Here is a 14,734-nt window from a genome sequence, read left to right as displayed (position 1 = left end):
ACTTATACGTACTGCTTGCGTTAATTAAAATCTAATTGCCAGTTGCCAGTTAGCGACTGGCCCTAGCAATTACCACTATGTTACATCTGCTAAACATTAAACAACGAACTATGGAAAATCACACCGGAAACACCAACAACTCCCGCATGATGACAGGCATGTTCAGAGATAGAGACAGCGCCGAGCGTGCGTACAATGCCCTGCACAGCCGCGGTTACAGCAAAGATGACATTAACGTGATCATGAGCGATGATGCCCGCAAGCGCCACTTCGCAGATGGTGACCATGACACTGAGCTGGGCAGCAAAGCCCTGGAAGGAGCCGGTGCAGGTTCTGCCATTGGGGGTACCCTGGGGGCTATTGTGGGGGCCATTGCCGCCATTGGTACGTCGGTGGCCTTGCCAGGATTAGGACTGGTCATTGCCGGTCCGTTGGCGGCTGGTCTGGCCGGTGCCGGGGCCGGTGGCTTGACTGGCGGTTTGCTGGGTGCCCTGGTAGGTTCCGGAATTCCTGAAGACAGAGCCAAGGTCTATGAGTCTGGCATCAAAGAAGGAAATATTGTGATGGGCGTGACGCCGCGCTCCAACGAAGACGCCGACTACTTTGAGAATGAGTGGCGCACCAGCCGCGGTGAGCACATCTACCGGTAAGGGATAGACACTCCTCCGCAAAAAAAGCCCCTTCTCTTTACTGAGGAGGGGCTTTTTTGATGGGGTAGGTTTGACGTAGCTTTCCTGTTTCAGGGCGGTTTTGGCAGAATCTGGTCCAAAACGGCAGGCTCGCCCCTCCCATTTACTTCAGCTCCAGCCGGATGGGCAGGGTCATTCGCACCGGCACGGCCCGGCCGTTCTGGTTGCCGGGTTTCCAGCGGGGCAACTTCTGGATGACCTTTAGGGCTTCCTCTTCGGTGCCGTACCCCAGGCCCTTGAGCACCTGTACATCGGTGACCTCGCCGGTGGCGGCCACCACAAAACTCACCACTACCGTTCCTTCCACCCCGTGCTGCTGGGCCGCTTTGGGGTAGCGCAGGTGCTTGCCAATAAACGCCATCAACTGGGGCAGGCCTCCCTCAAACTGGGGCATGTGCTCCACGCTGATGAACGGCTCCACCTTGGCCGGGGCGGCTCCTTCCCCTTCTTCGGTACCCAGGCCTGGGCCGGAGCCCGGGGCTGTAAGGTCGGGGGCGCTGCTTCCGTCGCCGGGGGAGGTGGTAAGCCCAGACGCGGCGGTGGCCAGTTCCTCCTGGGTGGGCACTTGATCTGTGACGGGCTTGGTGTCCTCCACCACCTTGAGGGTGGTGTTGCGAACGGTAGGTCCTGCGGGCTTGGGGGCACCGGCCGGTGGGGTGGCCTTCACGGGCTCCACGGGCTCTACCGGCGGCGGGAGCACCACCGAGATCATGCGCACCGGCCCGGCCTTTTTGGGGGCTGCACTCAGGGGCGGATGGTCGCGCAGCAGGTTGCCCACCAACGGGATCAGAAAGCCGGCCAGGAACAGCCCAATGGCGTACAAAATCGCCCGGCTCAGGTGCTGGTGGTAGATCCGGCGCAGCACGTACGCGCCGTAGGCTTTGTTGCGGCCCTCAAAAATCATGTCATCTAAGGAGGCGGCGTAGGTAGGGTTGGTTTCCATGGCGTTTGCGTTAGGTGAAAGGTAGATGCTCTTTCCCCCAAGATGCCGCCCGGTCTCAGATTCCACAAAGGCCCCGTAAAATCCTTAAACTGCCTCAGGTTATTTTGCCCCTGAAAATCAACCAGAAACAAACTTCAGCCTTTCTTTGTTAAAAAAAAGAGGCCTGAAAAGTACCTTAACTGAAAGGTTCTGCTTACTTGCAATTCTTTTGTAAATTATATCATTACGGCTACACCTTTCTAGAGCGGGTGTACGTTTAAGTGATTGATGCCCCTGGAATTCAGGCACTACTTTTGTATACTCACTTACTGACCTTACTACAGACAAGTATATGTTTTCATTAAAGACAAAACTGGTAACGTACGGTACTGCCGCCTCTGTGGTGTTCGGCATTGCCTCCTACAAGCTCCTGGAGACAGACGGCGCTTTACGGGACCAGAAAAACGAAGTACTCACCAAGGTGCTGGTGCAGGGGCTTAGCTCAGCCCACTACTCGCCTGAGCGCCTAGACGATAATTTCTCCAAAAAGGCCTTTAACCTGTACCTGGAGCGCCTGGACTACAACAAGAAGTTCCTGTTGCAGTCAGACGTGAACCAGCTCATGGCCTACCAGACCCAACTGGACGATGAGTTCAAGAACGGCTCGTTCAAGTTCTTTGACCTGTCTATGGGCATTTTCCAGAAGCGCCTGAAAGAGGCCGAGGGCTACTACAAGGAAATCCTGGACAAGCCTTTTGACTTCAGCACCGAGGAAACCATTGAGGTGAAGCCCGAGAAGCTGAAGTTTGCCTCCTCCCCCGCCGAGCTGAAGGAGGAATGGCGCAAATACCTCAAGTACCAGGCCCTCATTAGGGTAGCCGATGCTATTGACAGCCAGGAAAAGGCCGATTCGGTGGCCGCTAAAGAACCCAAGAAAAGCCAGCAGGAGATTGAGGCCGACGCCCGCAAGAAACTGCGCGAGAACTATGATGACCTGTTCAAGCGCATGAGCCAGCTGGAGAATGAAGACTGGCGGTCTTCCTACCTCAACTCGTTCGCCAACATCTATGACCCGCACACCGAGTACTACGCGCCCAAAGAAAAAGAAGACTTTGACTATGAGTTTTCGGGCCGTTTAGAGGGAATTGGCGCCTTACTGCAGGAGAAAGACGGCGTGATCAAAGTATCTGAGATTACTCCGGGCAGCCCCTCTTACCTGCAGGGCGAGCTGAAACCCGGCGACGTGATCCTGAAAGTGGCCCAGGGCAACCAGCCACCGGTAGACATCCAGGGCATGCGCATTGACAAGGCCGTGTCGCTCATTAGGGGAAAAAAAGGCACCGAAGTGCGCCTGCATGTGAAAAAAGTAGACGGCACCATGCGCGTGATCTCCATCATCAGAGACGTGGTGGTGCGCGAGGAAGGCTATGCCAAATCCCTCATGATCAAAGGCCAGAAGCCCATTGGGTACATTCACCTGCCCGCCTTCTACGCCGACTTTAAAAACCAGGGCGGACGCAACAGCGGCAAAGACGTGGCCGCCGAGGTGGAGAAACTCAAAGCCGAGAACGCCCAGGGCATTATCCTGGACCTCAGGAACAACGGCGGGGGCTCCCTGCAAGATGTGGTAGACATGGTGGGCTTGTTCATCAAGTCTGGTCCGGTGGTGCAGGTAAAATCGGCCAACGGCCCGGCCGCGGTGCTGGAAGACCGTGACGCGCAGGTGCAGTTCGGTGGTCCGCTGGTGGTACTGGTGAACGAGAACAGCGCCTCGGCGTCTGAGATCATGGCCGCCGCCATCCAGGACTACAAGCGCGGGCTCATTGTAGGAAGCTCCACTTACGGCAAAGGCACGGTACAGCAATTCTTTGACCTGGACCAGGTGTTACCGGCTTCCTTTGACGCCGTGAAACCCCTGGGCCACTTAAAGCTGACCACCCAGAAATACTACCGCGTGAGCGGAAAAACCGTGCAGTTGCGCGGGGTAACGCCAGACGTGGTGCTGCCAGACACCTACACCTACCTCAAGTACGGCGAGAAGGAGCAGGACTACGCCCTTCCATTCGATGAGATTCAGCCGGCCAAGTTCAACGCCTGGAACTCCGCCAACTTCCCCATTGAAAAGCTGAAGGTGTCTGCCAAGGCCCGAATTGAGACCAGCCCAACGTTCAAGCTGATCAACGACAACGCGCTGCGCCTGAAAGAGCGAACCGAGAACACCACGCGTTCCCTCAAACTGAGCACGTACCTGGCCGAAGAGCGCCGCAACCAGCAGGAATCCAAGAAACTGGAGACGCTCCGCAAGAACATCCCGCAGCTGGACGTAGCCACCCTGAAGCCAGACGTGACTAAGCTAGCCGGCGACACCGCCGCTACCGCCCGTTTCCAGGCCTTCACCCGCAACGCCAAGAAAGACCTGTACATCCAGGAGGCGGTGACCATCCTGCGAAGCGGCCTGTAAGCTCAAGAAAGACCATCGCCCAAAAGAAAACGCCACTACCCTACGTAGTGGCGTTTTTTATGCCTTTTCCTGAAAAAAGCCCCTAAACCGTTACGCATTCATTTTGGCAAACGCCTGGTCCAGATCCCTGATCAGGTAGTCGGCGTCCTCCAGGCCAATGTAAAACCGGATGAGCGTAAACGGCAACGAGGGCTTGAACCCTCCGGGCGTGTACGCGGCGGCCATGGGGAAAATGAGGGACTCGTGCCCGCCCCAGGAAGCGGCCATGAGAAAGTGCTGCAGGCTGTCGCAGAATTTCTCCACCTGCTCCAGGGTATCGGCCTGCAGCCGGATGGTGAACTGCCCGGTGTTGTTGCGCATCTGTTTCCTGGCAAGGTAGTACTGCGGATGCTCGGGCAGGAAAGGCCAGATGATCTCGGCCACCTCGTGCCGCTGCTGCAGGTAAGCCACCACCCGGCGGGTGGTCTGGGCCACGCGCTCCATCCGAAGGGGCAGGGTGCGGAGACCGCGCAGGAGCAGCCAGGCATCGTGGGGCGAGAGCACCGCTCCCAGGGTAGTGTACTCAGCCGAGAAGATCTTGTAGATGCGCTCCCTCGAGCCGCAGACAATGCCGCCCAACACGTCGCTGTGCCCGCCTATGTACTTGGTGGCCGAGTGCACCACCAGGTCCACGCCCATGGCCGCCGGGTTCTGGAACAGGGGCGTGGCGAAGCTGTTGTCCAGCACGGTACAGATGTTTCGCTCCCGCGCGAAGGCGGTGATGGCCCTGATGTCCTGCAGCTCAAACAGGAAGGAATTAGGGCTCTCCAGGTAAAACAAGGCGGTGTTCGCGCGCGTGGCCTGTAGAAAGTTGCGGGCATCTGTGCCGTCTACCAGGGTTACTTCCACCCCAAAACGGGGCAAGAACTGGCGCATGAGCTTGTTGGTGCCGGTGTAGGGCCTTTTCACGCACACCACGTGGTCGCCCGCCTTTACCTGCGACAAGACCGCGGCGGCCACGGCGGCCATGCCGCTCCCAAACCCAAGGGCCTGCTCGGTGCCCTCCAGGGCAGCCATCTTCTTTTCCAGCATGGCCACCGTAGGATTCTTGCCCCGGGTGTAAAAGTGGGCCTCTGTTTCGTGCTGCAGTTTGTGGCGCATTTCGCCCACGGTCTGGCTGGCGAAGTTGCAGGTCTGGAGAATGGGCGGAGCCACCGCCTGGAAGTAACCTGCCCGGTCTTCCCCGAGCTCGTTCAGGATATATGAGAGATCCATACCAAGAAAGTTGCTGTATCCCTCTTCTACTCTGCCTGCGGGCTAAAGTTATAGCGGTGTTACGGCGGCGTCACGGTCCCGGGCAAAAAGAAAGGGCTTACCATCTGGCAAGCCCTTTCCGGGATATTTTTGCAAAAACAGCTTAAAAACGGATGCGCAGGTTGGCTTCTACCTGGGCGTCTGGCTTGGCCATGCCGGCAGTTTGCTTGGTAATGTCATAAGAGGTGGTCAGCTGCAGGTTGTCTTTGATGTTCACGCCGGCGCTTACCGTCCAGGGCGCTACTTTGTCAAACTGGCCGCGGTACGTCACCCCGCCGGTCAGGAACTTGGCGTTGGCCATGGCCCCGAAGTGGTACTCCTGGTCGCCGCCTTTCAGGGGCTTGGTCATCAGCACCGAGGGCGTAAGGCTAAACTCAGGCGCAAACGCGAACTTGTAGCCAGCCGTTACCAACAGCTCCCTGATGCCTTCGTGCTCGGCATTCTCCACCAGGTTGTAGGTAGGCTGCAGAATGCTGGCCACCGTACCGCCCGCGTAGAAATTGCGGATCTTCAACCACATACCGGCGTCAATATCGGGCCGCAGGTCGTTGTCATGGCCCACCATTTTCCGCTCCTGGGTACGGGTCATCTCGGCCAGGTCCACGTTCATGTACTCGGCGGCCAGCTGCGCCCCAAAGGCAAGGCTGCTCTGCTCGCCTAACCGGAAGCGCTTGGCATACGTGAAGCCCAGCTTGCCCAGCCAATAAGGACCAAACTGGTCGTACATGGCCACCACGCCAATGCCGTTGGGGTTTTCATTGCTCACATACCCCTGGTAATGCGCAATCACCGACAAAGGAGCCGAGGATGATTTTCCGTTAAGGGAGTTCAGGTGACCGTTCAAGCCGAATTCCCTTCTGCCTTCAGCACCCGCGAAGGCCGGGTTCAGGTAAAAATAGTTTTGCTGGTACAAGCGGGGCACCACCATGCGTTGCGGGGTCACCTGGGCTTGGGAAATGCTGGCAACAAGCAATAGCAAGCCAACAGCAGCAATCTGCTTCAGATTCATTGTAGAGTAGTTAATAAAGGGATTTAAAGTAGTTGTTTGATAAGTTGACGTATAGGCTGCGCTTTCTGGATTCTTGTATAGTTAACAGATGTTGCAACAACTACCTGCTTTCCAGTAAAGTTCATCAAAAATGTAACCTAAAGTTCAGTTGTGCAAGCCCCAACTCTTAACCAACTGATAAACAACCTACTGCATTCTTCTCCTAAACTCACTTTTTGCATCTTTATTATAAAAACAGGCCAGAAACAGCAACAGCCTTTCTGGTATAGGAAAGACATAAATGTTCTTCTTCACCCCTATGCGGGGGTGAAGGGAAGAATATAGCAAAAATGGATTATTTGAATGGGAAGCGCTTAATACCCCAAGGCTGTGTCGTCGCCCCTGGGGTCTGCCCCGCCTTCCCAACTGCCGTTCTTTTGCCTAAGGATACCATCTACCGCGCCATAGCTGGCTCTGTCCTGCAGGGCATGGCCCTTTTTCTGGAGCGCCTCCCGCACCTGAGGTGAAAGGGCCTGGGCTTCCGGCTGGATGCGGTCGGGTAGCCACTGGTGGTGGAAACGGGGTGCCGCCACGGCCTGCTGCATGCCCATGCCGTGGTCTACCACGTTGAGGATGGTCTGAAACACCGAGGTAATGATGGTGGAGCCGCCGGGCGTACCCACCACCATGAACAGTTTGCCGTCTTTCTCCAGGATAGTGGGCGTCATGGAACTGAGCATGCGCTTGCCCGGGGCAATGGCGTTGGCCTCGCCGCCGATGAGCCCAAACATGTTGGGCACGCCGGGCTTCACGCTGAAATCGTCCATTTCGTTGTTCAGGATGAACCCGGCCCCTTCTACCACCACTTTGGAGCCGTAGTTGCCGTTAAGCGTGGTGGTCACCGAGGCGGCGTTCCCCCACTGGTCCACAATGGAGTAATGGGTGGTTTGGTCACTTTCCCGGGCCAGCAATTGGCCTTCCTGCACCTGGGTAGACGGGGTGGCCTGTTCCATGTCAAAGGTAGCCATTCTTGTCTTCAGGTAGTCTGGGTCAAGCAGCGAGACCACCGGAACCTTGAAGAAATCGGGGTCACCCAGGTAGGCGGCCCTGTCGGCGTACACGCGGCGCTGTGCCTCCACCACCAGGTGCACGGTCTTGGGCTGCTGCCATCCCCAGGCACTCAGGTTAAACGGCTCCACCATTTTCAGCAGTTGCAACAGGGCAATTCCGCCGCTGGAGGGAGGTGGCATGGAAATGACCTTGTAGCCCCGGTAAGTGCCCGTGATCGCCGGCCGCCACACCGACTGGTATTCTTCTAAATCCTGATGGCTGATGATGCCGCCGCCCCGCTCCATTTCCTTTACCAGCAGATCGGCGGTTTCGCCCTCGTAGAAGCCGGCCCGGCCCTTGTCCCTGATCCGCTCCAGGGTACGCGCCAGCTCAGGCAGGGGAAGCACGTCTCCTTTCTGCCAGGGTGTATCTTTTACCACATGGGGCGTGAACTTGTTGGCCTTGAGAAAGTCGGGGCGGCCTTGGTTGAGCAAGCGGGCTTCCCGCTCGGTGAGCACCACACCCTGGCGGGCCAGGTCAATGGCGGGCTGCACCACCTGCGCCCAGGGCAGGCTCCCCAACTTCTGGTGCATGGCCACCAGGCCGTCTACCGCACCGGGTACGCCCACGGCCAGGTGCCCCAGTGTGCTGGCATCCTGCATCACGTTGCCCTGGGCATCCAGGTACATGTCGCGGGAGGCGGCTTTGGGGGCTTTTTCCCGGTAGTCCAGGGTTCCGGTTTCACCGTCTTGCTTGCGGTACACCAAGAATCCGCCGCCGCCAATGTTGCCCGCCACCGGGTAGGCCACGGCCAGGGCAAACCCGGTGGCCACCGCCGCGTCATACGCATTGCCGCCCTGCTGCAAGATCTCCAACCCTATGCGGGAAGCCTCGGGGTGCGCCGAAACCACCATGCCCCGCTTGCCGGTTACTCCTATTTCCTGCTCCCGGGAGCCCGTCGCTTTGTCGGTTGGTTTACAACCGGTCAGGTTCCAGATAAGCCATAGCAACAACAGGGGCGCAAGGGAGGTCTTCTTCATGGGTTTTGGGGCAGTTTTTAGAAAAATGGGCCTAAAATAGAGGCTACCGGCTGGTAAGTAAAGAAATATTGGGGCATAAAAAAAGCCCGCCAGCGGGAGGCTGGCAGGCTTTTGCGTTACAGAGGTGATTTGCTTAGTCTTTCAGGAGCCTGGCCTGGTAGGTGTGGGTACCCGCCTGCACCTTCACCAGGTAGAGGCCCCAGGCAACCACCCCCAGCTTACGGGAAAGCTGCTCACTGATGCCTTGTTCCGTACCGGTGACCTCCAGCACTACTTCTCCCCGAACGGAGTACAAGGTCAGCCTCAACTTCTGCGCGGCCGGGTGGGCGGGCAGTTTGAGCGTCACGGCTCCCTTTGAAGGGTTGGGGTACACCCTGAAACCGGCGGCCCAACTGTCTTCCAGCACGCCTAACGGACCATTGAGGTTGAACCGGGCAATGGTAGGCAAATGGTCTGACGTAGTGGTGGTGTAGCCGTCTGGCGTGGTTGCCCCCACAGCGGCAAACGGGATCACGATGCGCGCGGAGTTGGCAATGTAGAAGTCGGCCAGTTCATTGGAGTACATGATGTGGTCAATCACGTTTTCACGGGCCACGTAAGACCGCAGCCCGGCCTGGCTCAGCGGCAGGGTGGCAAACGTGTACCGGGCTCCATCCTGGGCGAACGCCTGGTAGGTAGACGCAGTGGTGCTGGTGATATCGGCCACGGTAACGTCTACGTCGTCATTGTAGTCGCCCAGCATGATGATGCTGGCAGAAGGGAAGTGAGCGTCCAAGGAGTCTTTCAGCACGCGCACATCATCTTGGCGGCGGTTGTAGGCGGCCAGTGCTTCTTCCGGGGTGCCGCTATCATTGGCCTTGGCGTGGATGTTGATGAGGTGGAGCCGCTTGGTGGTACCGTTTACGGTGGCGTCTACCTCTAGCAGGTACGGATACCTGCCGCTCGCCCAGAAGTTGTTGATGCCGCTTACCCCCTTTAGCAGGTACTGGCGCTTTACCTCAGAAACGGTGGCTTTCTTGAAGAAAAAGGCCACCTCCTGGGTGTTGGAGGAGTAGGACGACATAAACCCGTCGTAGGCCGGCAATAGGGCCTTCAGGCTGTTAAAAGCTTCTGCGTTTGAGATCTCCTGGAAGGCATACACATCGGCATCCAGCGCCTCTATCACTTTTTTCACGTTGGCTTTCTGCAGTTCCTCGTTGCCCGGCCCGTTGGCCGCAGAACCAAACCACTCAATGTTCCAGGTGACCACATCAAAGGTGTTGTCTTTGTTGAGCACCGAGGCGGTAAGGTACCCTATCTGCTGGTCAAGGTTATCTGCCTTGAAGGTCACGCGCCCGGCGTAGGCCTTGTTGGGGGCGTCTGGGGCGGTAAACCGAACGGTGAAGGTCCCGACGGCGGCTTCTGCCTGCGTATAGGCCAGCGTAGCGGCAAAGTCAGTCCCGTTTTTGGAGAGGCTGAAGGGGGCAGGAACCTGCAGGGTCACGCCTGAGGCAAGGTTCTCAATGGAGAAGGTAAAGGTCTTGTCCACCGTGGCGCCCGGGTTCACCAGTCCGAAATCCTGATCGGCCAGCACATTCAGGGTTGAAGCCACCAGGGCCGGCGGGGCCACCGGAGAGTTTTTCACCTCAAAGTCGTCCAGGGTCCACCTGGCGGCAGCACTGGTGGTGGAGTTGTACACAAAGGCGATGTACACCTTCGGTTCCTTGAACCGGACCAGGTTGATGTCTTTGGATTCGGTCCAGGTGTCGGTGGCCGCCTCGGGGAACAGGCCGTTTACCTGGGTCCAGGTTACCCCGGCGGCGAGGGGGTTACCGGTTCCGCTGTAGTTGGTGGAAACCATCAGGCGCAGGGAAGGCCCTGCATACGCCGTTCTGGACCAGAAGGAAAGCACGGGGAACTGGTACCCGGTGGCAAGGTCTAACGCCGGCGAGATTAACCAGTCTTCGTTCTGCTGGTTGCCGCCGCCGTACCCGTTCATTTGCACGGCATTGCCGGTTCGGCCGTAGGTGGTACAGCCCCAGCTTTGCGGCCCGGTGACACTCACCTGCGTCCACCCGCCGGGCAAGTCCGTTCCGCAGGCCTCAAAGTTTTGGGCAGCAGGGTTGAATGCCGCGCCCGTGAGGGAAACGGTCACGGTGCGTCCGCCCGCGGTTTGGTGCGTGATGGTGCCGGTGTTCCCCGTGGTGGCCCATGGGTTGAACCGCACGTACACCTTCTGGGCTGCCGCCAACTGGGCCGGCGTAAAGGTTAGGGGCGCGGTGCCGAAGGCGTTTTCCTCCTTGGTCTTGGAGATCTGGAAAGGCCCGGTTACGGTTATGGTGACCGCCTCCTGCAAACCTTGCGCTGAGAGGTCGTACTCCATACCCGTTGAGTACTTGCTTACCTGGGTAAGGGGGAATGCGAGGGAACCAGCGCTGGTAGCCAGCACGGGCGTGGCCGTGGCAGAAGTAGTGAAAGCAAAGGCACCGGGCGCTATGCCCCCAAAGAAGTTGCCGGCCTCGTCTTGAAAAGCCGCGGCATCAATGGTGACAGCATAGGAAACCTCTGGCTGTAACTGCACTCCCTGGAGAGTGACCTTGTTCCCGTTGTACAGGATCTGGGGGTCGGAGGCGCTGCGGGAGAGACTGCCCCCCTGCCAGGCAAAGGAGATTTGCCCGGTTCCTGCCTGTACCGGCTCGTTGAAGGTGAACTGGACGTCTACCTGGGTGGGTACGTTGGTGGCCCCGTGGGCGGGGCTGGTGACAGAAACCACGGGGGCGGCTTTGTCTACCCCTGTATACGTGGGAATTACCTGTACCTCATCAAGGGCATAGATGCCGTCAAACCCTACATCATTGGCGTCTTTCCAGCGGAACCAAACGGTGCTGCCGGTTGCGAGCTTTAGCGTGAGAGTGCCGGAGATTTCGGTCCTGTGGGCCGCATCATTGCCGTTTACAGGTTTGCTCTCGGTGGACCCGGTGACTTTTTCTACCAGGTCAAGGGAGGTTACTGCCGTCCAAGTACCGGTGGTGAGGCTGGTGGCATTGGTGCTGTATTCAAAGGCTACGGTTTCCAGGGCGCTGTTGCTGGTGCCCGTTCTCCACTGCTCCATCACGCCCATTACCTCCAGCTTGGTGATGTCTGAGCCGCTGGTGTTGGCGAAGCTCGCCCCAAACGCCGGAATGGTGGAACCGGAGGCCAAGGTGCCCAAGGCCCGGTCTGTTGCAGCGTTGGTGCCCACGTTATACACGGCTCCGCTACTGGAACTTCCATCGGTTACCTGTGGGGTCAGGTGTTCACCAGGGGTGCCGGTTCCTGCCAGGCGTTGCGCCTGCCAACCCGTCGGCAAAGCGGTACCCGACGCTCCCATTCCGTCAAACGTTTCCTGGTAGCTCCCCCCGGAAAGCTTGATTTGTCCCCAGGCCGCACCACTATAGAACCATAGCACCGCCGCAAGGCACAGGCTTACTTTTTGTACATGTTTCACCATAAACACAAGGCTTTAGAATTAAGCAACGGGTAGCCTCATCACCCTCCGGATCAGACTCCCGCTAATTGAACTTTTCCTCAAAAGTACTCAAACCCCAGATATTACTTGTTATGAGCACATGAATAATCATTGTCCCATCCGCCCTTTGTACATAGCATTATTTCAATAGTAAACTGAAATTTATTTTAGACTTATTCTCAGAAAAACAGCCCCAAAACGATGGCTCTCTCCCTCCCTAAAAGCCGGCACAAAAAAGCCCCCGAACTAGGTGTCCGGGGGCTTGCATGTATGCACCTTTGGGCGGTAAAGGCCCGCAGGTTAGCGCTTCACTATTCTGGTCTGGTACGTTTGCCCGCCGCCTTCTACTTTGAGGAGGTAGACACCGGCTGCCGCTTTACCAAGCGATGCGTTTAATTGGGCATTGATTGCCTGCTCATTGCCGGCAGCCTGCAGGAGCACCTTGCCGTCTAAGCCGTACACGGTCATCGCCAATTTGTCTTTGCCGGGGAAATTGGCCGGCAGGGTCAATTTTGTGGCGCCCGCGGTGGGGTTGGGGGAAAGGCTGATTTTACCTGCGGCAAACTCTTTCACGCTTAGGGGCCCCGGGGTGACCGAAGCAAAGGTAGTTCCTACTCTAATCTCATCCACGTAGGCTTTAGGAGTGGCAGATCCGTTCCGTAGGTTGATTGATTGAAATCTGGTGGCGCCTGTACCGGTTCCGCTCTCATTGGTAGCGCCTCCTTCAGGTTCCGTTGCTCCCAAGGTTGGGTTAACCCAGAGCGTTGCCATGTCATTGCCCGTCTTGATCTCGTACTTGACAACCACCAAATACGTAGTTCCAAATACCAGATCTAAAGGGTACTCCGTTTGCGTAGGAGTGCCGCTTGAGATATTCTGGATAGCCAGACGATACCCCGTAGCCGTCTTTTTCACAAACAACCGTGCGAAAAGGTTAGTGTTTGCGGCTCCCGCATCATTACCAAAATGCATGAAGTAATCACCGGCCTCGGTGAGTTGTGTTTCATCTACTACGTTCACTAGCGCAGAAAAATACGCGGTGGTAGCTGTACCAGTCACCGCAGACACATCTGCATTAATATCCCGGCTTACGGTAGAGTTTGTTCCAGGAAGCAATACTTTGTTACCTACGGCAGGCGCTAAGCCGGCATAGGTTAAACTTCCGGTTTCTATGGAAATGGCACCAGTTGTACCGGAACTTGTATTGCTAGGAGAAGGGCTGTGCGTGGTCCATCCGTTACTTGTGGCACCAGCGGTAGTGGCATCTGCCCCGCCAACGGTACCAGTACCGTTGAACGGCTCGTAAAAAGTCTGTCCGGAGGCACTTACACTTCCAAGTCCCAGGCCAGCAATCAGAAGCAAACTTACTTTTTGTAAAGGTTTAAGCATAAAAGTGAAGGTTAGTTTGAAATTTCAATTGGTAACGGGTCTTCGCAACTAACATTCCCTTGTATCCTCACCATGCGAGCCGATGGGCAAAAGTAGTGATTACCCCAACACGCCACATCAAGCGCAGGTTAAGTTTTCATTTTTTTGCTCTTTTCGGCTATGCCCCCCTATGTGGAGAGCCCGTCCCCACTGCCCGAACCTTAGTTTTTTCACCCCGAAATCTGAGGTTCACACCCTACCTAAAACTCGCCAAAATTATTATATAACACATTGTATTACAGTATATTACACACCTATAAAAATACAGCAAAATGCAACCCAAACACCAGAAAAGGTGTTTAAAATGTATGAAGAAAGTTTTAGAGGAAAATGTGATTCCGCTCTTTCAGGAAGAGCAAAAACCACAGGATTCTGCCTGGCGAAAATCCATCCCGGCACAAGTGTTCCTGAACTATTTTTTTGCCATCAACTACCATATCAACCATAGCGCCGAGGAAGCTGGCCTGCGAAACCATGTCTTTTTTCGGCAACACACCGCAAACGTAACCGAGCAGGACCTGCAAGCCCTTACCCGAATCCTGCACAACTGCTGGAGTACCGAGTATGCGCTGCGCGCCACCGCCGAACTGGGCGATGAAACCTACCTGCGCAATGCCCTGCACTGGACGTTTCCGCAGGCCTATTACTCTATCTTCGCGGGGTTGCAGGCTTTCCTGTACACCCTGGGCGTGAAGACCAACAATGAGGCGGCCATCAGAAGAGAGGCGGGCCGACTGGTGGTGAAGAATGCCTATCCAAGAGCCGTGGGCTTCTATGCCGCTGGCGCCTACCCCGACTTCAGCATCCACCGCCTTCCCTTGGCCGGGTACAAACCCAGCCTACAGATTGCCGGCAAAGAGATTGAGGCCCAGGCCCAGATTGGCCAGTTTCTGCGCACCACCAGAAAGCTAACCGCCAACGCCATCAGGCAGCAGGTACAGAGCAACCCGGCCACGGCCATCAGGAGCGCTAAGACGGGGCAGATCCTGGATAAATGGTCGGCGCAGCACTGGCAGCAGATTACCTGGCGCATGGGCTACACCACCTTGTTTGACCTGCTGAGCCGCCTGCGCATTTCGTCTACCCAGAAGGAGATTGACCGTTTTGTGGAGGCCCAGATTGACTTTAAGCTGTTCCATGAGAGCCTGCTCTCCATTGTGAGTTACCTGAACGGACTGCATGAAAGCTACGTGGCGCAGGCCATGGGCCTTGAGCAATACCGCAAACTGGCGGCCGAACTGCCAGAGCACCTGCGCAACAGCTTTGTTGAGCAACGGTTGCACCAACAGGTAGAGCCCCTGTTCACCGAAGGCCCCACCCTGCAACTTTCGGCGGCGGCATAACCTCTACTCACCAAAAAAAGCCGAATGGTTCCA

9 protein-coding genes are annotated in these 14,734 nt (G+C 56.8%); 3 read left to right on the top strand and 6 right to left on the bottom strand.

The window, feature by feature from the left end:
• Positions 1-110 precede the first annotated feature (110 nt).
• Positions 111-650: a hypothetical protein gene (locus JT718_RS11835; RefSeq protein ID WP_205502906.1), complete on the top strand. Its 540-nt coding sequence runs from the start codon at positions 111-113 to the stop codon at positions 648-650.
• A 142-nt stretch (positions 651-792) separates the two neighbouring features.
• On the opposite strand, the gene JT718_RS11830 is transcribed toward JT718_RS11835, so the two are convergent.
• The gene (locus JT718_RS11830) at positions 793-1,632 is read right to left on the bottom strand and encodes an energy transducer TonB (RefSeq protein WP_205502905.1); all 840 of its coding nucleotides are present in this window, start codon (positions 1,630-1,632) and stop codon (positions 793-795) included.
• A gap of 331 nt (positions 1,633-1,963) precedes the next feature.
• Between JT718_RS11830 and JT718_RS11825 the strand changes: the two genes are divergently transcribed.
• Positions 1,964-4,072 carry a carboxy terminal-processing peptidase gene (locus tag JT718_RS11825; protein ID WP_205502904.1) on the top strand — a complete coding sequence of 703 codons (2,109 nt, stop codon included), beginning with the start codon at positions 1,964-1,966 and terminating at the stop codon, positions 4,070-4,072.
• A gap of 90 nt (positions 4,073-4,162) precedes the next feature.
• Here the strand turns inward: JT718_RS11825 and JT718_RS11820 are convergent, their stop codons facing one another.
• The 5 genes from JT718_RS11820 to JT718_RS11800 form a co-directional block, all read right to left on the bottom strand.
• Entirely contained in the window at positions 4,163-5,326 is a 1,164-nt protein-coding gene (locus JT718_RS11820) for a trans-sulfuration enzyme family protein (protein WP_205502903.1), read from the bottom strand.
• 142 nt (positions 5,327-5,468) lie between these two features.
• Positions 5,469-6,374, bottom strand: coding sequence for a PorP/SprF family type IX secretion system membrane protein (locus tag JT718_RS11815; RefSeq protein ID WP_205502902.1), 906 nt, complete (start codon positions 6,372-6,374; stop codon positions 5,469-5,471).
• A gap of 353 nt (positions 6,375-6,727) precedes the next feature.
• The gene (ggt, locus tag JT718_RS11810; protein WP_205502901.1) at positions 6,728-8,443 is read right to left on the bottom strand and encodes a gamma-glutamyltransferase; all 1,716 of its coding nucleotides are present in this window, start codon (positions 8,441-8,443) and stop codon (positions 6,728-6,730) included.
• Positions 8,444-8,576: 133 nt separating this feature from the next.
• A complete protein-coding gene (locus JT718_RS11805) occupies positions 8,577-11,912 on the bottom strand; it encodes a T9SS-dependent choice-of-anchor J family protein (RefSeq protein WP_205502900.1) in 3,336 nt (1,111 codons plus the stop codon).
• A gap of 318 nt (positions 11,913-12,230) precedes the next feature.
• Positions 12,231-13,319, bottom strand: coding sequence for a T9SS type A sorting domain-containing protein (locus tag JT718_RS11800; protein ID WP_205502899.1), 1,089 nt, complete (start codon positions 13,317-13,319; stop codon positions 12,231-12,233).
• 347 nt (positions 13,320-13,666) lie between these two features.
• Between JT718_RS11800 and JT718_RS11795 the strand changes: the two genes are divergently transcribed.
• Entirely contained in the window at positions 13,667-14,701 is a 1,035-nt protein-coding gene (locus JT718_RS11795) for a hypothetical protein (RefSeq protein ID WP_205502898.1), read from the top strand.
• Positions 14,702-14,734: the final 33 nt, after the last annotated feature.

It is taken from the genome of Rufibacter psychrotolerans (assembly GCF_016924645.1).
GTDB lineage: Bacteria > Bacteroidota > Bacteroidia > Cytophagales > Hymenobacteraceae > Nibribacter > Nibribacter psychrotolerans.
The sequence above is the reverse complement of the archived record's forward strand: the minus strand, read 5'-3'. Positions and strand labels throughout refer to the sequence as shown.

Bases quoted from the DNA above. Each gene is read 5' to 3' on its own strand.
- JT718_RS11795 (WP_205502898.1), top strand. From the start codon at position 13,667: ATGAAGAAAGTTTTAGAGGAAAATGTGATTCCGCTCTTTCAGGAAGAG.
- JT718_RS11835 (WP_205502906.1), top strand. From the start codon at position 111: ATGGAAAATCACACCGGAAACACCAACAACTCCCGCATGATGACAGGC.
- JT718_RS11825 (WP_205502904.1), top strand. From the start codon at position 1,964: ATGTTTTCATTAAAGACAAAACTGGTAACGTACGGTACTGCCGCCTCT.
- JT718_RS11830 (WP_205502905.1), bottom strand. From the start codon at position 1,632: ATGGAAACCAACCCTACCTACGCCGCCTCCTTAGATGACATGATTTTT.
- JT718_RS11800 (WP_205502899.1), bottom strand. From the start codon at position 13,319: ATGCTTAAACCTTTACAAAAAGTAAGTTTGCTTCTGATTGCTGGCCTG.
- JT718_RS11815 (WP_205502902.1), bottom strand. From the start codon at position 6,374: ATGAATCTGAAGCAGATTGCTGCTGTTGGCTTGCTATTGCTTGTTGCC.
- JT718_RS11820 (WP_205502903.1), bottom strand. From the start codon at position 5,326: ATGGATCTCTCATATATCCTGAACGAGCTCGGGGAAGACCGGGCAGGT.
- JT718_RS11805 (WP_205502900.1), bottom strand. From the start codon at position 11,912: ATGGTGAAACATGTACAAAAAGTAAGCCTGTGCCTTGCGGCGGTGCTA.
- ggt (WP_205502901.1), bottom strand. From the start codon at position 8,443: ATGAAGAAGACCTCCCTTGCGCCCCTGTTGTTGCTATGGCTTATCTGG.